The organism is Cobetia sp. 1CM21F (assembly GCF_023161745.1).
GTDB lineage: Bacteria > Pseudomonadota > Gammaproteobacteria > Pseudomonadales > Halomonadaceae > Cobetia > Cobetia amphilecti.
In genome coordinates this window covers 418614-444265 of record NZ_JALNTQ010000001.1, presented here as the reverse complement: position 1 = coordinate 444265, position 25652 = coordinate 418614, and the positions used below count along the sequence as shown (strand labels likewise).

Sequence of the window (25652 nt, the reverse complement as noted above, 5' to 3'; positions counted from 1 at the left end):
TCCTGTTCCGTAAGTTCACGCCCTCAAGGCGCGATACGTGAATGAGTGCCTAGCTGAACTGGCGAAGGAAACGCAGGTCATTCTCGAAGAACAACCGCAGGTCGTTGACGCCGTAACGCAGCATCGCCAGACGCTCCGCACCCATGCCGAAGGCGAAGCCGCGGAAGCGCTCGCTATCGATACCGGAGTGACGGAAGACTTCCGGATGCACCATGCCGCACCCCATCACCTCGAGCCAGCCGGTGTGGGAGCAGACACGACAGCCGTCACCGGCACACATCACGCACTGGATATCGACTTCAGCGGACGGTTCGGTGAACGGGAAGTAGGACGGGCGGAAGCGGACTTCCAGGTCATCACGCTCGAAGAAGGCATGCAGGAACTCTTCGACGGTGCCCTTGAGGTCGGCGAAGCTGACATTCTCGTCGACCAGCAGACCCTCGACCTGGTGGAACATCGGGGTATGGGTCAGATCGGAGTCGCAGCGATAGACGCGGCCCGGGCAGACGATGCGCAGCGGCGGCTCACTGGCCTTCATGCTGCGTACCTGCACCGGTGAGGTGTGAGTGCGCAGAAGACGCGTGGCATCGAAATAGAAGGTGTCATGCATCGCGCGCGCCGGGTGATGCGACGGGATGTTCAGCGCTTCGAAGTTGTGATGGTCATCTTCGATTTCCGGCCCTTCTTCGACACCGTAGCCGATGTGCGAGAAGAAGCTTTCGATACGCTCAAGCGTGCGGGTGACCGGGTGCAGGCCGCCTACCGGCTCACCACGGCCCGGCAGGGTCACATCGACGCGCTCGGCGGCAAGACGCGCATTGAGCGCCGCCGTTTCCAGCGTATTGCGACGTGCATCCAACTCGCCACTCAGCAGCTGCTTGGCTTCGTTGATGGTCTCACCGGCCTTGGGACGCTCTTCGGGGGACAGCTTGCCGAGGCCCTTGAGCAGTGCGGTGATCTCGCCCTTCTTGCCGAGAAAACGTACCCGTACCTCGTCGAGGGTCTGGACGTCTTCGGCCGCCTGGATCGCGGTGCGTGCTTCGTCCACCAGGGTGGAAAGATGTTCCATCCGTTCAGCTCCGATCGCTTGAGTCATTGGCGCGGCAATGTCCGCCACCAATGGAAGTCGCGCCGACCCGAAGGTCGGCAGGGAGAGCGCTCCGCCTGCGGTGAGTCACACAGACGATCGCGCCCTTGCCAGAGACCGGCCCACAACGCGGCCAATCCCGTTCATGTCGCTGTCGACCCACCGCCGGTTCTCTGACGGCAGGCCAAACAAAAACAGGGGAAGAGCGGCTGCTCTTCCCCTGTGACGTAACACGTCATCTCGATACCGCCTGAGTTGTCCAATGCAAGCATTCGACAGTCACGACCCGATTCGCCACCTGAGCGGCTCGCCGGGTCTGGGCGACATCTGATCCGGTCACTTACTGAGCAGCCTTGGCCTTCTCGACGATGGCAGCAAAGGCAGCTTTTTCGTGAACCGCGATATCGGCGAGGACCTTGCGGTCGATCTCGATATTGGCCTTCTTCAGGCCAGCGATGAAGCGGCTGTAGGACATGCCATTGATGCGGGCCGCAGCGTTGATACGCGCGATCCACAGGGCACGGAACTGACGCTTGCGGACGCGACGGTCACGGTAAGCGTACTGGCCGGCCTTGATGACAGCCTGCTTGGCTACGCGGAAGACGCGTGAACGCGCTCCGTAGTAACCCTTGGCCTGCTTCATGATCTTCTTGTGACGGCGACGTGCGACGACGCCACGCTTGACGCGGGACATAGCGTACTCCTGATATTAAGAAAGTTGGACCGAGGTAAGGACGGCTTACAGGTTCGGCAGCATGCGCTGGATCAGCGCCTTGTCTGCAGCGTGAACCTGCTTCATGCCACGCAGCTGACGCTTACGCTTGGTCGACTTCTTGGTCAGGATGTGGCTACGGAAGGACTGCTTGTGCTTGAAGCCGTTGGCAGTCTTCTTGAAGCGCTTGGCAGCGCCGCGGTTAGTCTTGATCTTCGGCATGAGTATTAACTCCGCTCGGTTTCTTGAGAAAATCCAGGGCCGACAAAAAGAGCCACGCCCGCAGGCGTGACCCTGATGTGTCCGTTTTACTGCCTATGGATCACTTCTTTTTCGGCGCGAGAATCATGATCATCTGACGGCCTTCCATTTTCGGGAAGGACTCGACGGTCACGAGCTCCGAGAGATCGCCGGCGATCCGTTCCATCAGCTTGCGGCCGATGTCCTGGTGCGCCATTTCGCGACCACGGAAGCGCAAGGTTACCTTACCCTTGTCTCCGCCTTCGATGAAGCGAGTCAGGTTGCGTAGCTTGACCTGATAATCGCCTTCATCGGTACCAGGACGGAATTTGACTTCCTTGACCTGGATCTGTTTCTGCTTCTTCTTCTGCAGATTCTTCTGTTTCTTCTCGTCGAAAAGAAACTTGCCGTAATCCATGATCTTGCAGACGATGGGGTCGGCATTGGAAATCTGGACGAGGTCGAGCCCTGCCTCTTCGGCCTTGACAAGCGCATCTTTGGTTGACACTACGCCAACCTGCTCGCCATCTGCGTCGATGAGGCGGACTTCGTCCGCACGAATACGGTCATTGATGGGAGCCCGCTTTTCCTGGGGGCGTCCGCGCTGATTATTCCGCTTGATCGTTGCGTCTCCGTTTGGCTGAAATTCGTTACTGTCAGACCTGTTCTTCCTTCAGGCGTTCCATGAATTCTGAAACTTTCATGGTGCCGAGGTCTTCACCGGAACGGGTTCTGACAGCTACTGCATCAGCTTCCACTTCCTTGTCGCCAACGACGATGAGGTAAGGAACCTTCTGCAGAGTATGCTCACGGATTTTAAAGCCGATCTTCTCGTTCCTCAAGTCTGCTTTGACACGGATGTCATGTTTCTCGAGGCGGGAGACCAGATCCTTGGCATATTCTGCCTGGGAATCCGTGATATTCATTACGACAACCTGCTCCGGGGCGAGCCAGAATGGCATCGCGCCTGCGTGGTGCTCGATCAGGATGCCGAGGAAGCGCTCGAAGGAGCCGAGAATCGCGCGGTGCAACATGACCGGCATGCGACGCTCTCCACTTTCATCGACAAACTGGGCACTGAGACGCTCAGGCAGATTGAAGTCGAGCTGTAGAGTACCACACTGCCAGACACGATTCAGACAATCTCGCAGAGAGAATTCAATCTTTGGTCCATAGAAGGCACCCTCACCCGGCTGCAGCTCCCACGGCAGGCCAGTCGCATCCAGTGCTGCCTGCAGGCCGGCTTCGGCCTTGTCCCACGCTTCCGGCTCACCGATGAAGGATTCCGGACGGGTGGAGAGCTTCAGTTCGACGTCTTCGAAGCCGAACTGACGGTAGACTTCCAGCGTCAGACGGATGAAGTCCTCGGCCTCGGACTCGACCTGATTCTCGGTACAGAAGATGTGGGCGTCATCCTGGGTGAAGCCACGCACGCGCATCAGGCCATGCAGAGAGCCGGACGGCTCGTTGCGATGACAGGAGCCGAACTCGGCCAGACGTAGCGGCAGGTCACGGTAGCTCTTCAGGCCCTGATTGAAGACCTGGACGTGACACGGGCAGTTCATCGGCTTGACCGCGTACTCACGCTTCTCGGACTCGGTGGTGAACATCAGCTCGTTGTAATGTCCCCAGTGCCCGGACTTCTTCCACAGCGAAAGATCGACCACCTGCGGCGTCTTGATCTCCTGGTAGCCATTGGCACGCTGGATACGACGCATGTACTGCTCGAGCACCTGATACATGGTCCAGCCATTCGGGTGCCAGAACACCATGCCCGGCGCTTCTTCCTGCATATGGAAGAGGTCCAGCTTCTTGGCCAGCTTGCGGTGATCGCGCTTCTCGGCTTCCTCGAGACGCTTGAGGTAGGCCTTGAGCTGCTTCTTGTCCGGCCAGGCGGTGCCATAGATGCGGGTCAGCATCGGCTTGGTGGAATCACCACGCCAGTAGGCACCGGCCAGCTTGAGCAGCTGGAAGTGCTTGAGGTGACGGGTATTCGGCACGTGCGGGCCGCGGCACATGTCGGTGTATTCTTCGTGGTGGTAAAGGCGGATGGTGTCGCCTTCGCCGATGCCCTCGATGATCTCCTGCTTGTACGGCTCATCGCGCTTCTCGAAAGCAGCCATGGCCTGGTCACGCGAGACATACTCACGCACCACATCGTACTCGCTGTCGATCAGCTGCTTCATGCGCTTCTCGATGGTCTCGAGATCTTCCGGGGTGACCGAGCGGCCAAAGTCGATGTCGTAATAGAAACCGTCATCGATGACCGGGCCGATGGCCATCTTGGCCTCCGGGTAGAGCTGCTTGACGGCATGACCGATCAGGTGCGCGCAGGAGTGACGAATCACGTCCAGGCCTTCCGCATCACGCGCCGTGAGAATGGCGACGTTGGCGTCTTCGGTGATCATGTCAGCGGCATCGACCTCGACGCCATTGATCTTGCCGGCCACGCAGGCCTTGGCAAGACCGGGACCGATGGACTCGGCCAGCTGCATCACGGAAATCGGAGTATCGAAGGTACGCTGGCTGCCGTCAGGCAGAGTAACGATAGGCATGAAGAATTCCTTGCGTTCAGTGGTGGCCCTTACCAAGGGTCACGTGAAGCGAATTTGGCCGAACGCGGGGCGTCGGCTCGAAATGGGGGCAATGACGATCACGCCCCTCGCATTACTGACCCCGGCCTACAATGCCTGGGGCGCCGCCCACTGCCCCATGCTGATCGAGCGACCAGTCAGGGTGTGGACACATAACGCGGGAACATGAACGAGGCAAGACCTTAGCAGCCCGTTCAAAAGTCGTAAAGATACGCTTGAGCCACTGAAGACCATGCACGACACGAACGCAGACGGGGCGCCCTGAGGCGCCCCGTCTGATTCAGCTTACCGCGTTCGGCTTACTTGACTTCAGCAAGCTCGACACGACGGTTTTCGGCACGGCCTGCAGCGGTATCGTTGCTGGCGACCGGCTGCTCTTCACCGTAACCCACAGTCTGGATACGGTTGGCGCCAACACCTTCGGAAGCCAGGTAGGCCTTCACGGAGTCAGCACGCTTCTGGGACAGCTGCTTGTTGTAGGAGTCAGAACCCACGGAGTCAGTGTGACCTTCGACGCGAACGCGGACGTTCTCGTTGGAGACCAGCTTGGCCGCCACACCGTTCAGCACTTTCTCGGCGTTGGCAGTCAGCTTGGCGGAGTCGAACTCGAAGTTCACGTCACGCAGGACGAGGTCAGCGACACAGCCCAGGGCATTGACCTTGGCGCCGGCCGGGGTGTTCGGGCACTGGTCCTGGTAGTCCGGCACGCCGTCACCGTCGGAATCGAGCGGGCAGCCTTTCGCGTCAACAGTGACGCCGGCCGGAGTACCCGGGCACTGGTCCTTGTAGTCAGCAACGCCGTCACCGTCGGTGTCCAGCGGGCAGCCTTTCGCATCAACAGCGACGCCTGCCGGAGTCCCCGGACATTCGTCACGGTCGTTCGGCACGCCGTCGCCATCGTCGTCCATGGACTTCGGAGCATCGTCAGCACACAGCAGTGCACCGGCAGTCGCGCCGCCGACAGCACCCAGAGAAGCGCCGGTGTCTTCGTCGCTGTCGCCAGAGACGCCGTAACCAATCCCGCCACCGATCAGGCCACCGGCCAGACCGCAGACGAACGGCTGGCTGTACCAGGGCTTCTCAGCAGATGAAGACTGGGAAGCAGAGCTTGCGCAGCCAGACAGGCCAACAACCAATGCAGAACCCAGAACCAGGCCAGTCGTAGATCTTTTCATGTAAGACTCCTTCTTAACACAGCGCAATATGTAACGAGGGTGTTACGTATCGACTCAGTATAAGAGCCGAACTCGTTACGATGAAAGGAATTTTATTCAAATCTTCCTTTAAGAAGAAAGCACATGCAGGTGCGTCCTTCCAGCTCTGATCGGGTCTGTTTCCCTTGAAAACGGTACCGATCCTCATGCATACGGTGAAGGAAAACAGTGTTTTTTGCAACGTCGAAAAACTTTGACACTAACTGTATCAGAATAGCGACGCTGTAAACCCCCTGTTTTACTCTCTTCCAAGGTGCTGGCGCACCAGCCCCTCGAAAATCTCGACGCCGGGCGCCAACAGCGTATCAGGAAAATCGTAATCGGGGTGGTGAAGGCCCGGCATTTCCTCACCTGCGCCAAATGTGAACATGGCGGCATGGCAGTCACGTGCCAGCACGCCAAAGTCCTCGGACCAGCGATGTGCCTGAGGAAGTTCCACGCAATCAAGCCCTTGCTGTCGCGCCACGCGACGAATCATGTCGTTCGCCTCAGGCGAATTCCAGGTCGCATCGAAGGTGTCACACCAGTCCACGTCGATGCCCAGACGGTCTTCTTCCGCCTCGCTGCGCGCCAGTGACACCGCCGCTTCGGCCAGCGCCTTCATCATGTCATCGCTCTCGGTGCGCAGAGTGACCATCACCTCGGCGTCGCCCGGTGAGGTGCCGAACGCGACCTCGCCCAGGCGCGCATGAATCAGGGTCACCATCGCAAGTCCGGTCTCATCGGCAAATTGCAACGGCAGACGCGACAGGCCTTGCATGATGCGACACATGGCCATCGCCGGGCTGCGACCATTTTCCGGGTGGGCCGCATGTGCACAGAGCCCGGACAGCCGCACGATCATGCCGCGTGAGGCGCAGGTGAAGGCATGGTCGCGCACGCTGACTTCCCCGAGGGGGCGCCCCGGCAGGTTGTGGCACGAATAGAGATAGTCCGGCTTGAGCGCGGCAAAGGCCTTGCTGCGCACGACGGCGCGCGCGCCTTCGCCGGTTTCCTCGGCGGGCTGGAACAGCAACACCACCTCGCCCCTGGCGACCGGAGACGCCGCCAGGCGCTGCGCCACGCCCAGCATCCAGCTCATGTGGCCGTCATGGCCGCACAGGTGCCCGACATGCGGATGACAGGAGGACCAGTCGCCGCGTGGCGCCTCATCGATGGGCAGCGCATCCAGCTCACAGCGCAGCATGACGCGCGGGCCTGGCTCAGTACCGCGGAAGATGGCGGCCAGACCATGCCCGCCCAGCCCGCTGACCACCTCGGCGCCGGCCTCCTGCATCCAGCCGGCGATGCAGGCCGCCGTGGCGGCTTCCTGTCCGGAGAGTTCCGGTGAGCGGTGCAGGGCGTGACGCAGCTCGGCCAGCGGCGTGACCAGCAAGGGAAGTGTCGTGTTCATGCCTGCCTCTTGAAGACTCATCAGACGGCCTGCCCCAGATCTGCTGGCGAAGCGGGACGCTTGCGCCCCAGGTAATGCTGATGCCAGAACTCCATGTTGCTCAGCACGCGACTCGCCGCCAGCTGCAGCGGCTCCGCCAGCGCTTCCTCGACGGCGATCCGCTCCTTGTCTTCGGCAAGGCGTTCACGCGGCGACAGCTCCTTGCGCGCCGAATGAGTGTGCAGGTGTGAGACCCGCCCATGCAGGACACCGAAGACCGAGAGCACGTCATCTTCGGCCAGACTGGTATCGAGAATCTCGATCAACACCTTGCAGCGCAGACCGCCTTCCACCATGTCGACCTGCCCGGCCTGCATGGCGCGTGCGATGGCTTCGAGGCTTTCCAGACAGTTGGCGCGCGCCTGGATGAGCTCTTGCTCGCGACGCGCCTCACGCACCTTGACCTCGCGGCGCAGCTTGAGGGCATAGAACGCCAATCCCGCGATGATGATGATCGCGATGACAGCCAGAATGATGCTGATAGTCAGGGACATGCCTTTCTCCTGCGGTAAACAAGCCATGAGTATAGGGACTGCACACGCGACACCCAAGGTGGGGCACTGCGACCGATGACCACGTAGCCCGCCCTCACCCACGCCTTGTGTCAACAAAAGGCCCCGCATCAGGGATACGGGGCCAGTCGTGTCATTCACTCTTGCACGCTTTGCTCTGTCGCACTCATGCTTCGTCCGGCACGCGAGCGGTCAATCTGTCAGCGCAGATCTTCACCGCCCCGCCATCAAGGCCTCGAAGCTGGCCTTGAGCTTGAGATTCTGCGCCTGATGCGAGTAATTGCATGCCAGACTGGCCAGCGCAGCGCTCAGCGCCTGCGTATCGCTCTCGAGCAGATGGGTGCAGCGCTCGGCCCACTGCTGTGGCGTGGACTCTGCCGCCATGACCAGCTCAGGGTAATCATCGAGCAACTCGGCCGAGCCGACCCGCGCATTGAGCAGCACCGGCGCACCACAGGCCATCGCCTCCAGCGCGACACGCCCGAACTCCTCGATATGGGCCGGCATCACGAACAGGTCCAGCGCACCATAGAGCGTCTCGACCTCGGGAATGGTCGAGCGCCAGATCATGCGCTCGGCGATGCCCGCCTCCTTGGCCTGCTGCTGGTAAGGCGCGGCATCATCCTTGCCTACCACCAGGAAGCGATAGCGGCCCGGTGAGGCCTGCTCCATCAGCGCCGCCATCGCCACGAACCCGGCGACGTTGCGCTTGGTGAAGTTGCCGGATGACACCAGACCGACCAGCAGCTCATCTTCGGCCACGCCCAATGCCTCACGCTGGGCGGTGCGCCCTGCGCGCGCGCGCTCGACCGTGAATTGCTCCGGATCATAGCCCGGGTAACTGATCTCGATCCGCTCAGGCGCGATACCGTAGCGCGCCATCAGATCCTCGCCCATCATGCGCGAATTGACCGCAACCTGACGGAACTTGCCCCCCTTGAGCACGTGATCATGAATCGCCGCCACTTCGTGGTCGCGAGGCAGCTCACGGCCATGGATGCACTGCGAAGCAAGGTGCACGCAATTGTGCAGATAGACGGTATCCGGGCTTTCGCAGTCACCATGACTGATCAGCAGGTCGGGCGCATGGCGGCTGGCCCAGGCCTGAACACGGCGATTGAACCAGAAACGTCGATACGCCCCCTTGAAGGGCCACCGCCACAGGCGCACCAGTTCCGCGCCGTGGGAGCGAGCCAGTTCAGGCTTGCCGCGCTCGGCGAGAATCACCACGCGATAGCCCAGCGCGCGCAACGCATCCGCCTGCTCGAAGGCATTGCGGCTGGCACCGGTATTCTTCTCGACCTGACGAATGGCGATCGCGGCCAGCTTGCCTGCACCAGTGCTCACGACGCCTCCTGCACACGACGCATGGAGTCACCGCGACCGACCGCGTAGTACATCAGGCCAGCGGCCTTCATGGCGGCGGGCTCGAACAGGTTGCGGCCATCGACCACCACCGGGAAGCCGAGCTGCGCCTTGAGCCACTCGCCATCCAGGGTGCGGAATTCCTTCCACTCGGTGCACACCACCAGCGCATCGGCGCCCTTGACTGCCTGCTGACGGTCCGCAACCAGCACCAGCTCATCGCGCTCGCCGTAGATGCGGCGGCATTCTTTCATCGCTTCCGGGTCATAGGCCTGCACGGTCGCACCAGCGTCCCACAGCGCTTCCATCAGCGTACGGCTCGGCGCATCGCGCATGTCATCGGTGTTGGGCTTGAAGGCCAGGCCCCAGACAGCGATGGTCTTGCCCTTGAGGTCGCCATCGAAGGCCCGCGACAGCTTGTCGAACAGCGTGACCTTCTGGCGCTTGTTGACCGACTCGACTGCAGTCAACAGCTCGGCGTCATAGCCGACCTGACTGGCGGTACGCGCCAGTGCCTGGACATCCTTCGGGAAGCAGGAACCGCCATAGCCACAGCCCGGGTAGATGAAGTGGTAGCCGATACGCGGATCACTGCCGATGCCGCGACGTACTTCCTCGATGTCCGCGCCAAGACGCTCGGCCAGATTGGAGATCTCGTTCATGAAGCTGATCTTGGTCGCCAGCATGGCATTGGCAGCGTACTTGGTCAGCTCGGCGGCGCGCACATCCATGAACATCAGCTTTTCATGGTTGCGGTTGTAGGGGGCGTAGCATTCGCGCATGCGCTCACGCACCTTCTCGGAATCGGTGCCGACCACGATGCGCGCGCCACGCGTGAAGTCCTCCAGCGCCGCGCCTTCCTTGAGAAATTCCGGGTTGGAACAGACATCGAAGTCGACACGTTCGCCGCGCTCGGCAAGCACTTCGGCGACTCGCGCCGTGACACGATCCGCCGTGCCCACCGGCACGGTGGACTTGTCGATGATGACCTTGTAGTCATTCATGTGCTCGCCGATGGTGCCGGCCACCGCAAGCACGTACTTGAGGTCGGCGCTGCCGTCTTCGTCCGGCGGTGTGCCCACGGCGATGAACTGCAGCACGCCGTGCTCGACGGCCTGACGGGCGTCAGTGGTGAAGTTGAGGCGGCCGGCCTCGACATTGCGCAGCACCATGCTCTCCAGCCCCGGCTCGAAGATGGGGATCTCGCCTTGCTTGAGGCCATCGATCTTGGCCGCATCAACGTCCATGCAGATCACGTCATGGCCGACATCGGCCAGACAGGTGCCAGTCACCAGGCCTACGTAGCCTGTTCCGAAGACAGTGATTTTCATGTCAGTCCTTGAGGGTTTCTGAAGGTAATGAAGCAGGTGACAAGGTGAACGCCGACGACTCCTCTGACGGCGTCACGCGGGAATCCGGTTGTGGGGCTTGCCCGTCGCGTTTCGCGCCCTGCCCGGACATGAACTCAGGGCGTTCCAGCAGCTCGGTGGTCGCCTCGACCGCTTCCTCGAGCTCTTCGGCTCCCGGCGCGAGAGGTCGGGAAAGAAAGTCCGACGGCAGGGCTTCATAGAAGTTCAATCGTCCCAGCTGGTCCAGCACCGGATGACGTTCACGCGGCTGATAGCAGACCGCCCAGGGCGACAGGCACGGCTTGTCACCGGAGAAGCGGATGCCCAGCCAGTCGCTGGCCAGATAGGGCAGGTCAAAACTGGCGAAAGGCTCATCGGCGTGCGAGCGCAGGCGCGTCAGCTCGCGCGCGGGATTGGGCGCCTGCCCCGTCTGCCACAGCCACAGCGGAATGCGGTACGGCGCCTGACTGGGGCGATCACCGCCATGCACATAGGCGTCACTGAGCGGGTCATGCTCGAGGCCGTGGTCCGACAGATAGAGCACGCCAGCGGGTCGCCCTTCGAGACGCTGGAAGACGCCCTCGATCACCTGATCCGTGAAGCGGATGCTGTCATCGTAGGCATCGGTCAGCGGCGAGCGGCTGTCCGGGGTCAGGAAATACCGCAGTGAATCCGGGTACTGCAGGCTGGCCGGCGGGTGACTGCCGTAGAGATGCAGCACGATCAGCCGCGGCCCCTCGACCTCGCGCGCCAGCGCTTCATCCAGTGCATCCAGCAAGCCATCGTCATAGTCGGTCATGATGGTGCGAGCGACATCGGCACGCTGGGCGATGGCGGTGATCCAGGTGCGCTCGGAGGTGATATCGAGCCCTTGGCGCGACAGCCACTCGGTATGATAGCCGGCCTGATTGGCCAGCGAGATCAGATTGGCGTCCAGATAGCGCGGCGAGAAGGTTCGCGGGTCGGTCAGACTGGCCAGCATCGGTACCGCCAGCACGGTCTGCGGCGCCGGCGCGATTGCCTGATCGAAGACCACCAGCTCGTCGCGACGCGCATCGAGATTCGGCGTCGTGGCGCGGGAATAGCCATACAGCGACAGCTGATCGCGGCGCTGGGATTCGCCGATGATCAGGACGAAGACAGCATCATCCGACACCTCGGGGCTGCGCGAGACGCCACCGAAATCATAGTCATCCGCCATCAGTGCCTTGTAGCGCTCCTTCTCCCACCAGGCATGCGAGGTGGTGGCCAGGTTCCAGCCCGGCGAGACCGACAGCGTCGTGATAGCCAGCGGCACGCTGGCCCGGCCCCACTGCCAGCTACCGGCCAGCAGCATCAGCATCCAGAGCACGAAGGCAATTCCGCTGCGTCCGCCCAGCCGGGCGCGAGCCAGCCCCGCCCCGAAGCGATTGCCCAGTGACAGCGCCAGCAGGAAGAATCCCAGCGGCACGATCAGGGCCAGCGGGAACTTGAACAGCATCGCCATCGATTCGCTGCGGCTGGTATCCAGCGAGCTGAGCGCGAAGGCCAGCCCATAGCGGGAATCGTAATAGACGGCGCTGACCACGCTTGCGGAGAGATTGACGCCCAGCGCCGCCATCAGCCCCAGCGCCGGCCAACGCCAGCGCGGACGATGCAGCGCCGCCAGCAGACACGGCCACAGCAACAGATTGCCGAACAGGATCAGGCCGCCCTCGAGCAGGCCGTGATAGATCAACGGCACCAGACTCGCCAGCAGGGCCAGCGTGATGGCGGAGATCACCCCGGCCCGCTTGCTCGCCTGATCACTGCGCGCAAACAGGCGACGGACGAGGCGCTGCAGCAGGCCCTTCATGCGCGTCCTCGCCATGACATGAGCGCTTCAGCCCTTACGCGGGCCAATGGATGCACGAGCCGTCGAGCCCCGGCCACCCTCAGACGTCCAGCGCCTGGCGCCAGCGACCATCCGCTTGGCCACAGGCGATGAAGAAGGGATTCACCAGCGTATCGCGGGCGTTGTAGTCCAGACGACGCGGTTGTGCGGGCAATGACTCGGCATCGAAGACCTGGCCGCCGGCCGCTTCCAGTACGGCCTGGGCCGCCGCGGTGTCCCACTCGCTGGTCGGCGCGTAGCGCGGATAGAGATCCGCATTGCCTTCCGCGATGCGACAGAACTTGAGCGAGCTGCCACAGCTGACGTTCTCCACCGGTGTCAGTCGCTCGATCAGCGCCGCCGTGCGCGCATCGAGATGCGACTTGCTGGCCACGACTCTCAATACCTCGGGCTCCGGACTGACCGTGATCGCGACACGCCCGGTGGCGTCTTCCCGGAAGGCCCCCACGCCGGCGAGCCCGCTCCAGGTCGTCGCCAGTACCGGCGCATCCACCACGCCCAGCACGCTGCGCGAACCCTGGATCAGCGCCACGTTGACGGTGTATTCACCGCTGCCGGTGACGAATTCACGCGTGCCATCCAGCGGGTCGACCAGCCAGAAGGTCTGCCAGTCACGCCGCGCCGCGATATCGGCCTTGTCGCTCTCCTCCGAGAGCACCGGAATCTGCGGCGTCAGACGGGCCAGCCCCTCGACCAGCACATGATGCGCCGCCATATCCGCCGCCGTGACGGGGCTGTCATCCGCCTTGGCGCGCGTGCCGAGCTCTCCCCCACGGGCAACGGCGAGTATCGCCTGCCCCGCTTCACGGCAAAGCTGTTCAATGGCCGTCAGCAGTTCAAGATCGAGGGTGACATCAGACTGGGTCATGGGGGTCTCGCAGAGAATTCGAAGGAGTCGACACGGGCCCTTCGGCCCGCCGTCATCATACGCAAAAGCGGCCGCGGATGCTGCCCGCGACCGCTTCGAGAGGACTTCACACAAGCGCCGTCAACTCAAGCTCGATCAACTCAGGCGCACTGACCCTGCAGTGTCAGTTTTCAGGCACTGCGATAGCCGTTGGGGTTGCGTGACTGCCAACGCCAGCTGTCGGCCATCATGCGGTCGAGACCCAGCTCGGCCTTCCACTTGAGCTCGCTGAAGGCCTTGTCCGGCTCTGCCCAGCATTCGGCGATATCACCGGCGCGACGCGGTGCAATGCGATACGGCACCGGACGACCGCTGGCCTTCTCGAATGCCTTGACCATGTCCAGCACGCTGTAGCCGGTACCGGTGCCCAGGTTGTAGGTGTGAACGCCATCCCGCGCATCACCGGCCAGGTAGTCCAGCGCCTTGAGGTGGCCATCGGCCAGGTCGACGACGTGGATGTAGTCGCGCACCCCGGTGCCATCCGGCGTCGGGTAGTCATCACCGAACACGGCCAGTTCCTCGAGGCGACCCACGGCGACCTGGCTGATATACGGCACCAGGTTGTTGGGAATGCCGTTGGGGTCTTCACCGATGGTGCCGGATTCGTGGGCGCCCACCGGGTTGAAGTAGCGCAGCAGCGCGATGCGCCAGCTGTCATCCGCGACGGCCAGGTCGCGCAGCACTTCCTCGACCATCAGCTTGGAGCGGCCATAGGGGTTGGTCGCGGAGGTCGGGAAGTCTTCACGGATCGGCGTGGAGGCGGGATCGCCATACACGGTGGCGGAGGAAGAGAACACGATACGCTTGACGCCGGCACGCGCCATGGCGTCACACAGCACCAGGGTGCCGTTGACGTTGTTGTCGTAGTAGGCCAGCGGCTTGGCGACGCTCTCGCCGACCGCCTTGAGCCCGGCGAAGTGGACCACGGCCTCGATATCGTGACGCTCGAACAGGCTGTCGAGCAGCGCGCCGTTGCGGATATCCCCTTCGACGAACGGCACTTCGCGCCCGGCAAGCGTCGCCACACGCGCAAGAGAGGCTTCACTGGCATTGGACAGGTTGTCCAGCACCAGCACCTGATGGCCGGCCTCCATGAGCGCCAATACCGTATGAGAGCCGATGTAGCCTGCACCACCCGTGACCAGAATCATCAATCATCTTCCTTGTGAAAGTAACGCGACAGTGGGCCACGCAGTTGTCCTGCGCTGGCCCTGTTCATGGCTGCTAACCCTACCTTCCAGCCCTTGCGCTCACAAGTCCACAGCCAACGACAGCGTCTGTCGCCAGACAGCAACCTGCCCCGTGCAAGATGGCGTCACACAGGGCCTGGCCCGAGGTGTGAGCACCTCGGATCAAGCGTCGCGCTTGCGCGGCGTCAAGGTTTCACTTGCCGGAGTTTCAAAACAGGCAATGAAGGCTATTGAGCCGCGCCGCAATGCTGAGACAATGGCCGCGCCTTGCCGCCTGAGCGCCCGGCTGATCGACTCGCGAGCGGCTTTCTGACAAGGCAGGCAACATGACACGTCGTGCACGTCACCCCGACCGGGGATACATGCGCGACATGTAATGAATAACACCAACACGACAACTCGCCATCACCTACCATGACCCATACCAACAACACGATGACCACCATGATGAGGAAGCCAGTCGCCGACCGGCTTCTCTGGAGTCGACATGCCTGAGCAATCTCCCGATCACGTCGCTGATCAATCCACTACGCCGCCACAAGCGCCACTCGCGGCGCGCATCGGCCTGATACTCGGACCCCTCCTGTTGCTGCTGACCTGGCTGACACCGGCGCCGGGTGACATGCCGGACAGCGCCTGGCTCTGCGTCGGCCTTGCCCTGCTGATGGCCACCTGGTGGGCCACCGAGGCCCTGCCGATTCCGGTGACCTCGCTGCTGCCCATCGTGCTGGTGCCAGCGCTTGGCATCGACGACATCAAGAGCACCACCGCCGCCTATGCCAACCCGACCATCTACCTCTTCCTCGGTGGCTTCCTGCTCGGGATCGCCATGCAGCGCTGGGACCTGCATCGCCGCGTGGCCCTGCATACGCTGAAGCTTGCCGGCCACTCGCCGCGCCGCCAGATCGCCGGCTTCATGATCGCCACCGGCTTCATCAGCATGTGGGTGTCCAACACCGCCACCAGCATCATGATGCTGCCCATCGGCATGTCAGTGGTCAGCCTGATGTCCAGTGGTCAGGACGAGCGCGACAGCAATGACCCGGAACTGAAGCGCTACGCCGCCGCCCTGCTGCTGGGCATCGCCTATTCCGCCAGCCTCGGCGGGATCGCGACCCTGATCGGCACGCCGCCCAATGCCCTGCTGGCGGGTTACCTGTCCAGTGATCAAGGCATCGAGATCGGCTTCGCCCAGTGGATGCTCGTCGGCCTGCCGGTCGCCATCGCGATGTGCGCCATCACCTGGTGGTGGCTGACGCGCACGCCCTTCTCCTTCAAGTCCGAGACGACAGACAGCGGCGAGATGATCAGCCGTGAACTCAAGGCACTGGGTGCCATGAGCAGCGCCGAGAAACGTGTCGGCGTCGCCTTCCTGGTGGCTGCCCTGCTGTGGATGTTCCGTCCGCTGATCAACCAGATAGGCCTTGCCTGGCTGTCGGACACCGGCATCGCCATGGCCATCGGCGTGGGCCTGTTCGCCATTCCCTCCGGCACCTCACGCGGCCGCCGCCTGCTGGTGTGGGAAGACGCGCGTGACCTGCCCTGGGGCGTGTTGCTGCTGTTCGGGGGTGGTCTGGCACTGGCGGGCGTGATCAAGAGCTCGGGTCTCGCCGAGTGGATCGCCGGCCAGCTGTCGATGTTCAGCGTGCTGCCGCTCATCGGCCTGGTCGCCATCGTGGTCGTGGTGATCATCTTCCTGACCGAGGTCACCTCCAATACCGCGACGGCAGCCGCCTTCCTGCCGCTGCTGGGGGCACTGGCGCTGTCACTGGACATCGATCCGCTGCTGATCACCGTGCCGGCGGCCATCGCGGCCAGCTGTGCCTTCATGATGCCGGTGGCGACCCCGCCCAACGCCATCGTGTTCGCCACAGGCCACCTCAAGATCCAGACCATGATGCGCGCCGGCTTCTTCCTGAACCTGGCCGGTACCGTGGTCGTCACCCTGCTGGCCTATGGCCTGATCGTGGCACTGTGGGTGTAGAGGGAAGTGCTGACGCGGGGCCTGTAAGAGAGCGAAGGTGAAAGCGAAGGTGAGAACGAGGGCGAGAGCACAAGCGCCTGACGAGCTTCTCACCGCCCTTGAAGCCTGAGCCCTTGAAGCCTGAGACATCGCAACCTGCAAGCCTCAGCCCCCCCGAAACGACAACGCCGGACTCCAATGGAGTCCGGCGTTGTCGTTCATGCCAGGCAGATTCTGCGGCTTCTCATCATGACATCTGCTGTCATGTTCAGAAGAAGCCGAGGAAGCCCTTGATGATCAGCGAGTTGGCGATATCGATCAGGAAACCACCCACCACCGGCACGATGATGAAGGCCAGACGCGACGGCCCGTGGTGCTGCGTGACCGCCTGCATGTTGGCGATCGCCGTCGGCGTGGCGCCCATGCCGAAACCACAGTTACCCGCGACCAGTACCGCAGCGTCATAGTTCTTGCCCATCAGGCGGAAGGTGACCTGGGTGGTGTAGAGGAACACCAGCGCGACCTGTGCCAGCAGGATGGCCAGAATCGGCAGTGCCAGATTGGCCAGATCCCAGAGCTTGAGCGTCATCAGCGCCAGCGCCAGGAAGATGGACAGGCTGATGTTGCCCAGCACATCCACGGCGTGGGTATTGAGGTGCTTGTCGCCGAAGGCGCGCACCACGTTGCCGATGACGATACAGCTGAACAGCACCCACACGAAGGTCGGCAGCGAGAAGGCGGTGCCCGAGGTGAGTGACTGCAGCTGCTGACCACAGACGACCCCGAGCAGCAGCATGAAGAGTGTCTTCAGGGCATTGGACGTGTTCAGCGGATGCTGGACTTCCGTCTCGTCATATTCGGAATCGCTGACCTGGGCGTTGATGTCCTGCCCTTCACGCTTCATGCGATTGATCAGGAAACGCGCCGTCGGCCCACCGATCAGGGAACCGAACACCAGCCCGAAGGTGGCACAGGCCATCGCGACTTCCATCGCGCCATTGATGCCATATTCGTCAGCGAAGACGTTGGCCCATGCCGCGCCGGTACCGTGGCCACCGGACATGGTGATGGAACCGCCGAGCAGACCCAGTACCGGATCAAGACCGAACAGACTGGCAACACCGACACCCAGCAGGTTCTGCAGGATGAGCAGACCGATGACCAGCGCGAGGAACAGCACCAGCTTGCTGCCGCCGGCACGAATCATGCGAACGTCTGCCGACAGGCCAACGGAGCCGAAGAACAGCAACATGAAGGGAGTCTGGAGACCGCCGAAGAACTGGAACTCGTAACCCAGGCCGCGCAGGCCGGTGACGATGATGGTAGCGATGAGGCCGCCGACCACAGGCTCGGGGATATTGAATTCGCGCAGCACGCGCACGCGCTCGACGATCAGATGGCCAACGACGAGGACAAGCGCCGCCAGCAACAGGGTGGTGATAGCATCAAGTTGAATCATGCGATACCGATGAGTAGTTGTGGGTTGTTCTAGCGGACCTCCTGAACGAGAGGTGCACTGGCGATGCCCGATCAGAGCAGGGATGGGGACGCATCCATTATCTCTTCAATCAGGGGGTTTGCCTTTGCACCGCTTGGAATTGTTGTGTTCTCGAATCCGGTCTGCCACCAGATCGTTATCATTATGCGGGTGCAGCGATGATACGCAGGGTGGGCACCGGTGCAAGCCCGGATGTTGACTGAGCCGTCAACATCAGACAAAAGTCTATAGCGGCCTGGCGAGCATGACACGTATTTTCCACGCAAGCCTGCCCGCGTCAGCCCAGCAACGGCGGGCGTGAGCGCCAGCCGGGCAACTTCTGCCCTGCCACGAAACGCAAAGACCCCCGCTCTGATGAGCGAGGGTCTCAAGAGAGGCAAAAAAGCCCCTGATCAGTCACGCATGAGGCGTGTTGTCGTCAGACAGCGACCGGGCCGGCTTCCTCGGCACGTTCCGCTTCGCTGCGTGCACTGCTTTCCAGGCCGCGATTGACCGCCGACAGCACGGCCTTGAGCGACGCGCTCACGGTATCGCCATCCTCGGCCATGCCGCAGACACGCTTGCCATCCAGGTTGAGCATCACGAAGGCCACCGCGACAGCATCGCTGCCTTCGCCGAGGGCGTGCTCACCGTAGTCCACCACGCTGACGGTGGAACCGGTGTGACGCTGCCAGGCATCCATGAAGGCGGAGATGGCACCGTTGCCTTCACCGGCCAGCGCGATCTGCTCGCCCTTGTCATCGACCAGCGTCGCGGTGAGCTGCTCGGCCCCTTCACGATCCAGACGATAGCCCTTGAGACTCAGCGGCGCCTCACGCTTGAAGCTGGCATCGAGAATCGCGCGAATCTGGTCGCTGGACAGCTCACCACTGACCTGCTCGCTGGCCTTCTGCACGTGCGGCGCAAGCTCGAGACTCATCCAGCGCGGCAGGCTGATGCCATGATCGCGCTCGAGCAGGAAGGCCATGCCACCCTTGCCGGACTGACTGTTGACGCGGATCACCGCCTGGAAGTCGCGGCCCAGGTCCTGCGGGTCGATGGGCAGATAGGCGACCTGCCACGGCTCGTCAGGCTGCTGCTTCTTGAGGCACTTGCGGATGGCGTCCTGGTGGCTGCCGGAGAAGGCGGTGTAGACCAGCTCGCCGACCCACGGGTGACGCGGGTGAACCGGCAGATTGGTGCACTCGGTGTAGACCTGGATGATCTCGTCCGGGTTGGAGAGATCCAGCTCCGGATCGATGCCCTGGCTGTAGAGGTTCATCGCCAGGGTGATCAGGTCCATGTTGCCGGTGCGCTCACCGTTGCCCAACAGGGTGCCTTCGATGCGATCAGCGCCGGCCAGCAGGCCAAGTTCGGCGGCGGCAGCAGCGCCACCGCGGTCGTTGTGGGTGTGCAGCGAGATGATCGCGCAGTCACGACGGCTCAGGTGCTTGATGAAGTACTCGACCTGGTCGGCGAAGTGATTGGCCGGGCCCACTTCCACCGTGGCCGGCAGATTGAGGATGCAGCGTTTTTCCGGCGTCGGCTGCCAGACATCCATCACCGCTTCACATACCTCGACGGCGTAATCCATCTCGGTGGAGGTGAAACTCTCCGGCGAGTACTGGAACACCCAGTTGGTGTCCGGGTAGCGCTCGGCGTAGTCCTTGACCAGCTGTGCGCCCTCGACGGCGATGGCCTTGATGCCGTCACGGTCCATCTCGAACACCCGCTCACGCTGCACGGTGGAGGTGGAGTTGTAGACGTGAACGACGGCATCACGCGCACCGACCAGCGACTCGAAGGTACGCGCGATCAGATGCTCACGCGCCTGCACCAGCACCTGGATGCTGACGCCTTCCGGAACCTGGTCTTCCTCGATCAACCAGCGCACGAAGTCGAAATCGAGCTGGCTGGCGGAGGGGAAACCGACTTCGATCTCCTTGAGGCCGATCTTGACCAGCAGCTTCCACATCAGCTTCTTCTGCTCGACCGTCATCGGCTCGAGCAGCGCCTGATTGCCATCACGCAGGTCGACACTCGCCCATAGCGGCGCCTGGGTCACGATACGCGACGGCCACTGGCGGTCGGTCAGTGCAACAGGGGTCACGGGGCGATATTTGGTGTGGTCGAAGGCAGCACTTGGCGTGGATGCAGCAGTCATGGTCGTGTCCTTGGCGGTCTGGGTGCGAAAAACCGGCAATCGAGGCCCGATACGGGAGATCGATGGCACCTTTCGCACTCAACAGTGTCCCAATCGGGGCGCCTGAGTAAATGTGAGATGACGAAGGCGTGAAGGCCTTGCATCCGAAAGCTTGCCGTCAGCAGGGCAAGCAAGCAAGTCGGGGGCAGCGTAACGTCACTGCCCGCCGCAAGCTCCGGGACCGGATCACGGTCTCCAGCGCGGAGAGAAGGACGGTGGGATCACCACCAGAGCCCTTTCGGCAGCCTCGCTTCGATCAGAAGCCGACTGCGTTCCGCGTTCACCGGTTGCAAGAGGCGTGTCGCCAGCGCCGGTGGCTCATCCTGCTCAGGTCTGTCGTTCGCGTCGTACGTCGTGTCATGCGACAGCCACGACCCGAACGGGCGTCTTCATCGCTGAGCAGTGATTACAGTATATGCCGCATATCAGGGCGGACGATTGCGAAAACCACATGACATCGCCATCTTAAAAGCAGATTATTTCACCATTCACATCTTCACCGCTAATGGATTGCGAAAATGAGCCAGAATATTCCTCTCCCGACACTGGACCGCTTCGACCGTCGCATTCTTGACGAGCTTCAGCACTCGGGTCGCATCAGCAATCAGGAACTCGCGGAGCGCATCGGCCTGTCCCCGTCGCCCTGCCTGCGCCGTGTCCGTGCGCTGGAAGAAAGCGGCATGATCACCGGCTACCGCGCCCAGATAGATGCCCGCAAGCTGGGACTCAGCCTGATGGCGTTGCTGCATATCTCGATGGACCGCCACACCCCGGAGCGCTTCACCAACTTCGAGGACACCATCGCCTCGCTGCCCCAGGTGATGGAATGCCTGCTGATCACCGGCCAGGAAGCCGACTACCAGCTCAAGGTGGTGGTCAAGGACATGGATGACTATCACGACCTGCTGCTCAAGCAGATCACGCGGATCGAAGGTGTGACCGGCGTGCATTCAAGCTTCGTGCTGCGTCAGGTGATCGATCACCAACGCGTCCCGACGACCTCCTGAGCCTGACTGCCTGAATCAAGCCTTCATCAACATGAAAGCCCCGTCGGTGATAGCCGACGGGGCTTTCGTGTTGCTGAAGATGCCATCGTGATCACGCCCTGATCAGGGCGTGCCGGAATGGGTGGATCACTCGCCACCGATGATGCCGCGGCGGATCTGGTCTTCCTCGATGGATTCGAACAGCGCCTTGAAGTTGCCCTCGCCGAAACCATCGTTGCCCTTGCGCTGGATGATCTCGAAGAAGATCGGCCCGATCACCGTCTCGGTGAATATCTGCAACAGAATGCCCTCCCCCGGCGCGCCATCGACCAGCAGGTTCAATGCCTTGAGGTCCTCGACATTCTCTTCATGATTGGGCACCCGCGCATCGACCTTCTCATAATAGGTGGCCGGCGTGGTCAGGAAGGTGACGCCATTGGCCTTGAGCGCCTTGACGGTGGCATGGATATCATCCGTCGCCATCGCCAGATGCTGGATACCTTCGCCATGGTATTCGCGGATGAATTCCGCGATCTGGGAGTCATCATCCGCTGACTCGTTGATGGGAATGTGCATCTTGCCGCAGGGCGCCGTCATCGCGCGCGAGAAGAGCCCGGTCATCTTGCCTTCGATATCGAAATAGCGGATCTCGCGGAAGTTGGCGATACGCGCATAGAAGTCGGCCCACACATCCATCTGGCCACGCCCGACATTGTGGGTCAGGTGATCCAGCGTATGCAGGCCGACACTGTTGGCATTCTCGATTGCGCCGTCGATGGCGACGAAGTCGGTATCGTAGATCGAGCGCTCGCGGTGATGGTCCACGAAGTACAGCACCGAACCGCCGATGCCTTGCACCGCGGGGATGCCCACCTCGCCCGGCCCGACCGGATGCTCGACGCTGCGCGCACCGTGCGCCAGTGCGTAGCGATGCGCCTGCTCGGCATCCGCCACGCGCCAGGCCATCGCACAGGCACTCGGGCCGTGGATCGCCGCGAATTCCGCCGCCGGGCTGTTCGGCTCGGCGTTGAGCACCACATTGATGCCGTGCTGCTGGAACAGGAACACCTGCTTGGAGCGATGGCGACGGGTCTCGGTAAATCCGAGCTGGTTGAACAACTTGCGCAGGGCATCGATGCCGGCCGCATCCGGGGCCGTGAATTCGACGAACTCGAAGCCGTCCGTGCCGATGGGATTGTGCTGTTCGATACGTGCCGGTGCGTTCATGGGAGGCTCCTGAGTCAGGCTGCCGACAAGGCAGGCAAGGTAGAGAAAAGGCGGGCAACATCCTTCACGACAGGCGAACGCATCGCGCGCATCACCTGCCGTGTCCCGATTCCGTTATCGGAAATCTATGCCTTGCCTGCCGCCCTGCCCATGCGCCTTGCGCCTGCATTGGTGCCGTGTCCGGCCTCTTCCCACGCCAGACATGTAACGAAACCCTGCCATGGCGCTGACGGCCATCTCGACACTGCCCACTCGGGGCGCTCCCACTGCCGCCAGCGCCTGACACTGCGTCATGCTTTCTTTACACCTATCGGCGCGTCACGCCTGCTGTTGCCTCTTGCCCGTCTTGCGTTGGCCGCTAGAGCCAGGCACCGCTGCCCAGTTGCCAGGCCACCCACAGCAGAATCGTGGCGATGAAGGCCTCGATGACCTGCCAGGCACGCGGACTGGTCAGACGTGGTGCCAGCCAACCGGCACATGTCACCAGGCCGAAGAACCAGCCGAAGGAGGCCAGGCTCGCCCCGACGATGAAGCTTTGCGGGGACGGCTGTTGCGCGCCGATCGCGCCCAGCATCACCAGCGTATCCAGATAGACCTGGGGATTGAGCAGCGTGACGGCCAACGTTGCCGCCAGCACCTTGCCGAGATTGGCCTTGAGCGCGTTGCTCGCCGTCAGCTGGCCGCCAGTGCGCATGCGCCCCAACGCCTTGAGTGCCTGCCAGAGCAGAAACGCCACCCCTCCCCAGCGGGCAATGCTCATCAACAGCGACGATTGCTGCATCAGCGCGCCCAGCCCGAGCACGCCGGCGATGATCAGCACGCCATCGCACAGCGCGCAGAGTCCCGCGACCCACCATTGATGCTCGCGCTTGAGACCCTGTCCCAACACGAAGGCGTTCTGCGCCCCGATGGCGATGATCAAGCCTGCGCCTACCCCTGCCCCATTGAAGAATGACCACCACATATCGCCTGTCCTTTCGTCGTGTCGTTGCCGTGACTGACGGTGCATACCACGGCAGTCAGTGCTGAGGCAGGCAGAGTACGCTAGGATGAATCCATCAAGGAAATTGATTCAGGGAATGGATCATAAGGAATACTGATGCTGGACTATAAACTGCTGGAGGCGCTGGCGGCCGTCATCGATCAGGCGGGCTTTGAACGCGGGGCGCGAGCACTGGGGCTGACGCAGTCAGCGGTCTCGCAGCGCATCAAGTTGCTGGAGGCACGGCTGGGGCAGCCGGTACTGGTGCGTACACCGCGGCTGGGGCCGACACCGCTCGGGCGGCGCCTGCTCAATCATGTCCAGCAGGTGCGTCTGCTGGAGCATGATCTGCTCGACCAGATTCCCGCCCTCGGCGAGAGCGAGCAGCGACTGCGCATCGCCATCAATGCCGATTCGCTGGCCACCTGGTGGCCGACCGTCACCGGCAGTTTCTGTCGCGAGCGTGACCTGTTGCTGGACATGCTGGTGGAGGATCAGGAAGTGGCGCTCAGGCGCATGCGCGACGGAGAAGTCGCGGGCTGCATCTGTGCCACGCCACGCCCGGTGCAGGGTGCGCGCTCCCACCCGCTGGGCAGCATGCGCTATCGGGCGCTGGCCAGCCCGGACTTCGTGCAGCGCCATATCGCGAAGAAAGGCCACGCCATCCCGCCCCTTATGCCGGCCGAGACCCTGCGCAGCATGCCCGCCATCGTCTATGGCCGTGATGACCGCCTGCAGCACCGGCTGTTGTCGACCATGGGCTTCGATGAGCCCTTCCCCCACCACCTATGCCCGTCGTCGGAGGGTTTCGTGCGTCTGGCCTTGAGCGGCATGGGCTACGGCATGATTCCCGAGCAGCAGGCGGCGCATCTGCTGGCCAGTGGTGAGCTGGTGGATATCGCGCCGAACCATGCCCTCGATGTACCGCTTTACTGGCATCACTGGCGCCACGGTGGCAGCACGCTGGACAAGCTCACCGACCACCTGCTGCGGGAATGTGCCACGACATTGCGCCCGATGCCGGAGCAGGAGACGCCCCGCCCCGGCATGCTGTGAGATCACGTGTCAGTCGTGCATCAGGCCCGGCAAAAAGGGGGCTCAGCCGCCCTGTTGCTCACGCACCAGCTGGGCCAGGAAGCGATCACAGGCCGCCAGCTGGCTGAGCTCGATGTACTCATTGGCCTGATGCGCGACCCCGATGGAGCCTGGCCCGCAGACCACCGTCGGCCAGCCTTCGCTCTGGAACTGTCCCGCCTCGGTGGTGTACGCCACGGCCTCGCTGGCCCGCTCATCGCCCAGCAGACGCTGGCAGAGGCGAATGGCCGGGTCCCGATCGCCATGCCCGAGTGACGGCACCGTTTCCACCGTGCGTTCGCTACGAATCGTCACTTCTGGCGCCCGCTCACGATAGGGAGCGACCAGACGCTCGGCGTGGGCATCGATCTCCGCCAGCATCGCCTCGACATCCTCGCCCGGCAGATGGCGCAGCTCCCAGTCGAAGATGCACTCCCCGGCGGTGATGTTGACCGCCGTGCCGCCCTCGATACGCCCGACGTGCAGGCTGGCGTGGGGCACATCGAAGCGCTCGTCCAGATGGCCGCAGTCGATGCGCGCCTGCATGCGATCCTCGATGAAGGTCACCATGCGCGCCGCCAGATGGATGGCACTCACTCCCTGATAGACCAGGCTGGAATGCGACGGCTTGCCGGTCACCGTGGTGCGCAGATCGGTGATGCCCTTGTGGGCATCGACGATCGCCATCATGGTCGGCTCGCCCACCAGCACCGCCGCCGGACGCGGCAGGCGGTCACGCAGGCGCGCGATCATGCGCGGCGCCCCCAGACAGCCGATCTCCTCGTCATAGGAGAAGGCAAGAATCACCGGCTTTTTCAGCGTACCCGCACGCTGGGCATTCACCAGTGCCGGCACCGCCGCCATGCAGCAGGCGATGAAGCCCTTCATGTCGGCGGAACCGCGCCCATGAAGGCGACCCTCGGCTTCACGCAGCGTGAAGGGATCACTGTCCCAGGCCTGACCCTCCACCGGCACCACATCGGTGTGCCCGGAGAGCACCACACCACCCTCGACTTCCGGCCCGATCACCGCCAGCAGATTGGCCTTGTAGCCGCCATCATTGTGGATGACCTCGGCACTGACGCCGACCACTTCCAGGGCGTCGCGCAGGCAATGGATCAACGCCAGATTCGACTCGCGCGACACGGTATTGAAGCTGACCAGATGCGCCAGCCAGTCGCGGCTGTTGGGCCAGTCGGAGAAATCGGCGTGCTGTGGCATCAGGCTGGCGGTATTGGCGATGGGGGACGCTGGAGCGGACATGG

21 protein-coding genes are annotated in these 25652 nt (G+C 62.6%); 3 read left to right on the top strand and 18 right to left on the bottom strand.

Going from position 1 to position 25652, the window contains the following annotated elements; all coding sequences use genetic code 11:
• Positions 1-49 precede the first annotated feature (49 nt).
• From pheS to galE, 13 genes are all read right to left on the bottom strand, one after another.
• A complete protein-coding gene (gene pheS, locus MSG32_RS01825; RefSeq protein ID WP_248377203.1) occupies positions 50-1069 on the bottom strand; it encodes a phenylalanine--tRNA ligase subunit alpha in 1020 nt (339 codons plus the stop codon).
• Between the two features lie 358 nt (positions 1070-1427).
• Positions 1428-1781 carry a 50S ribosomal protein L20 gene (gene rplT / locus MSG32_RS01820; protein WP_043335644.1) on the bottom strand — a complete coding sequence of 118 codons (354 nt, stop codon included), beginning with the start codon at positions 1779-1781 and terminating at the stop codon, positions 1428-1430.
• A gap of 45 nt (positions 1782-1826) precedes the next feature.
• Positions 1827-2021, bottom strand: a complete 195-nt coding sequence (rpmI, locus tag MSG32_RS01815) for a 50S ribosomal protein L35 (RefSeq protein ID WP_043335648.1) — start codon at positions 2019-2021, stop codon at positions 1827-1829.
• Positions 2022-2121: 100 nt separating this feature from the next.
• On the bottom strand, positions 2122-2661 hold the full coding sequence (gene infC / locus MSG32_RS01810) for a translation initiation factor IF-3 (protein ID WP_082388253.1): 540 nt from the start codon (positions 2659-2661) through the stop codon (positions 2122-2124).
• Positions 2662-2695: 34 nt separating this feature from the next.
• Positions 2696-4594, bottom strand: a complete 1899-nt coding sequence (gene thrS / locus MSG32_RS01805; RefSeq protein ID WP_043335653.1) for a threonine--tRNA ligase — start codon at positions 4592-4594, stop codon at positions 2696-2698.
• Positions 4595-4932: 338 nt separating this feature from the next.
• Positions 4933-5808, bottom strand: coding sequence for an OmpA family protein (locus MSG32_RS01800; protein ID WP_043335655.1), 876 nt, complete (start codon positions 5806-5808; stop codon positions 4933-4935).
• 277 nt (positions 5809-6085) lie between these two features.
• Positions 6086-7240, bottom strand: coding sequence for an amidohydrolase (locus MSG32_RS01795; RefSeq protein ID WP_248377201.1), 1155 nt, complete (start codon positions 7238-7240; stop codon positions 6086-6088).
• 20 nt (positions 7241-7260) lie between these two features.
• Positions 7261-7773: a DUF2489 domain-containing protein gene (locus MSG32_RS01790; RefSeq protein ID WP_082388255.1), complete on the bottom strand. Its 513-nt coding sequence runs from the start codon at positions 7771-7773 to the stop codon at positions 7261-7263.
• A gap of 231 nt (positions 7774-8004) precedes the next feature.
• On the bottom strand, positions 8005-9138 hold the full coding sequence (locus MSG32_RS01785; RefSeq protein WP_248377199.1) for a glycosyltransferase family 4 protein: 1134 nt from the start codon (positions 9136-9138) through the stop codon (positions 8005-8007).
• The gene (locus MSG32_RS01780) at positions 9135-10487 is read right to left on the bottom strand and encodes a UDP-glucose/GDP-mannose dehydrogenase family protein (protein WP_107336295.1); all 1353 of its coding nucleotides are present in this window, start codon (positions 10485-10487) and stop codon (positions 9135-9137) included. Before MSG32_RS01780 ends, MSG32_RS01785 begins: the two co-directional genes overlap by 4 nt.
• Before the next feature lies 1 nt (position 10488).
• Positions 10489-12339: a sulfatase-like hydrolase/transferase gene (locus tag MSG32_RS01775; RefSeq protein ID WP_248377198.1), complete on the bottom strand. Its 1851-nt coding sequence runs from the start codon at positions 12337-12339 to the stop codon at positions 10489-10491.
• Positions 12340-12418: 79 nt separating this feature from the next.
• Complete coding sequence (gene cysQ / locus MSG32_RS01770; RefSeq protein ID WP_248377196.1) at positions 12419-13246, bottom strand: 3'(2'),5'-bisphosphate nucleotidase CysQ; 828 nt, start codon at positions 13244-13246, stop codon at positions 12419-12421.
• Positions 13247-13416: 170 nt separating this feature from the next.
• Positions 13417-14439, bottom strand: coding sequence for a UDP-glucose 4-epimerase GalE (gene galE, locus MSG32_RS01765; RefSeq protein ID WP_043337279.1), 1023 nt, complete (start codon positions 14437-14439; stop codon positions 13417-13419).
• Positions 14440-14962: 523 nt separating this feature from the next.
• Here galE and MSG32_RS01760 point away from each other — a divergent pair.
• Positions 14963-16459 carry an SLC13 family permease gene (locus MSG32_RS01760; protein ID WP_248377194.1) on the top strand — a complete coding sequence of 499 codons (1497 nt, stop codon included), beginning with the start codon at positions 14963-14965 and terminating at the stop codon, positions 16457-16459.
• A 247-nt stretch (positions 16460-16706) separates the two neighbouring features.
• On the opposite strand, the gene gltS is transcribed toward MSG32_RS01760, so the two are convergent.
• Positions 16707-17897: a sodium/glutamate symporter gene (gene gltS / locus MSG32_RS01755; RefSeq protein ID WP_043331271.1), complete on the bottom strand. Its 1191-nt coding sequence runs from the start codon at positions 17895-17897 to the stop codon at positions 16707-16709.
• Positions 17898-18354: 457 nt separating this feature from the next.
• Positions 18355-20079: a 2-isopropylmalate synthase gene (locus MSG32_RS01750; protein WP_248377192.1), complete on the bottom strand. Its 1725-nt coding sequence runs from the start codon at positions 20077-20079 to the stop codon at positions 18355-18357.
• Positions 20080-20636: 557 nt separating this feature from the next.
• On the opposite strand from MSG32_RS01750, the gene MSG32_RS01745 reads away from it, so the two are divergent.
• On the top strand, positions 20637-21125 hold the full coding sequence (locus tag MSG32_RS01745; RefSeq protein ID WP_043331273.1) for an Lrp/AsnC family transcriptional regulator: 489 nt from the start codon (positions 20637-20639) through the stop codon (positions 21123-21125).
• 126 nt (positions 21126-21251) lie between these two features.
• On the opposite strand, the gene hppD is transcribed toward MSG32_RS01745, so the two are convergent.
• Both hppD and MSG32_RS01735 read right to left on the bottom strand, forming a co-directional pair.
• On the bottom strand, positions 21252-22331 hold the full coding sequence (gene hppD, locus MSG32_RS01740; protein WP_216059963.1) for a 4-hydroxyphenylpyruvate dioxygenase: 1080 nt from the start codon (positions 22329-22331) through the stop codon (positions 21252-21254).
• A gap of 358 nt (positions 22332-22689) precedes the next feature.
• Complete coding sequence (locus MSG32_RS01735; RefSeq protein WP_248377189.1) at positions 22690-23295, bottom strand: LysE/ArgO family amino acid transporter; 606 nt, start codon at positions 23293-23295, stop codon at positions 22690-22692.
• A 135-nt stretch (positions 23296-23430) separates the two neighbouring features.
• Between MSG32_RS01735 and MSG32_RS01730 the strand changes: the two genes are divergently transcribed.
• A complete protein-coding gene (locus MSG32_RS01730) occupies positions 23431-24369 on the top strand; it encodes a LysR family transcriptional regulator ArgP (protein WP_225347025.1) in 939 nt (312 codons plus the stop codon).
• 42 nt (positions 24370-24411) lie between these two features.
• Here MSG32_RS01730 and argE read toward each other — a convergent pair whose 3' ends face one another.
• Entirely contained in the window at positions 24412-25650 is a 1239-nt protein-coding gene (argE, locus tag MSG32_RS01725) for an acetylornithine deacetylase (RefSeq protein ID WP_248377187.1), read from the bottom strand.
• Positions 25651-25652 lie beyond the last annotated feature (2 nt).

Bases quoted from the DNA above. Each gene is read 5' to 3' on its own strand.
- pheS (WP_248377203.1), bottom strand. From the start codon at position 1,069: ATGGAACATCTTTCCACCCTGGTGGACGAAGCACGCACCGCGATCCAG.
- rplT (WP_043335644.1), bottom strand. From the start codon at position 1,781: ATGTCCCGCGTCAAGCGTGGCGTCGTCGCACGTCGCCGTCACAAGAAG.
- rpmI (WP_043335648.1), bottom strand. From the start codon at position 2,021: ATGCCGAAGATCAAGACTAACCGCGGCGCTGCCAAGCGCTTCAAGAAG.
- thrS (WP_043335653.1), bottom strand. From the start codon at position 4,594: ATGCCTATCGTTACTCTGCCTGACGGCAGCCAGCGTACCTTCGATACT.
- MSG32_RS01800 (WP_043335655.1), bottom strand. From the start codon at position 5,808: ATGAAAAGATCTACGACTGGCCTGGTTCTGGGTTCTGCATTGGTTGTT.
- MSG32_RS01795 (WP_248377201.1), bottom strand. From the start codon at position 7,240: ATGAACACGACACTTCCCTTGCTGGTCACGCCGCTGGCCGAGCTGCGT.
- MSG32_RS01790 (WP_082388255.1), bottom strand. From the start codon at position 7,773: ATGTCCCTGACTATCAGCATCATTCTGGCTGTCATCGCGATCATCATC.
- MSG32_RS01780 (WP_107336295.1), bottom strand. From the start codon at position 10,487: ATGAAAATCACTGTCTTCGGAACAGGCTACGTAGGCCTGGTGACTGGC.
- MSG32_RS01775 (WP_248377198.1), bottom strand. From the start codon at position 12,339: ATGAAGGGCCTGCTGCAGCGCCTCGTCCGTCGCCTGTTTGCGCGCAGT.
- cysQ (WP_248377196.1), bottom strand. From the start codon at position 13,246: ATGACCCAGTCTGATGTCACCCTCGATCTTGAACTGCTGACGGCCATT.
- MSG32_RS01760 (WP_248377194.1), top strand. From the start codon at position 14,963: ATGCCTGAGCAATCTCCCGATCACGTCGCTGATCAATCCACTACGCCG.
- gltS (WP_043331271.1), bottom strand. From the start codon at position 17,897: ATGATTCAACTTGATGCTATCACCACCCTGTTGCTGGCGGCGCTTGTC.
- MSG32_RS01750 (WP_248377192.1), bottom strand. From the start codon at position 20,079: ATGACTGCTGCATCCACGCCAAGTGCTGCCTTCGACCACACCAAATAT.
- MSG32_RS01745 (WP_043331273.1), top strand. From the start codon at position 20,637: ATGAGCCAGAATATTCCTCTCCCGACACTGGACCGCTTCGACCGTCGC.
- hppD (WP_216059963.1), bottom strand. From the start codon at position 22,331: ATGAACGCACCGGCACGTATCGAACAGCACAATCCCATCGGCACGGAC.
- MSG32_RS01735 (WP_248377189.1), bottom strand. From the start codon at position 23,295: ATGTGGTGGTCATTCTTCAATGGGGCAGGGGTAGGCGCAGGCTTGATC.
- MSG32_RS01730 (WP_225347025.1), top strand. From the start codon at position 23,431: ATGCTGGACTATAAACTGCTGGAGGCGCTGGCGGCCGTCATCGATCAG.
- argE (WP_248377187.1), bottom strand. From the start codon at position 25,650: ATGTCCGCTCCAGCGTCCCCCATCGCCAATACCGCCAGCCTGATGCCA.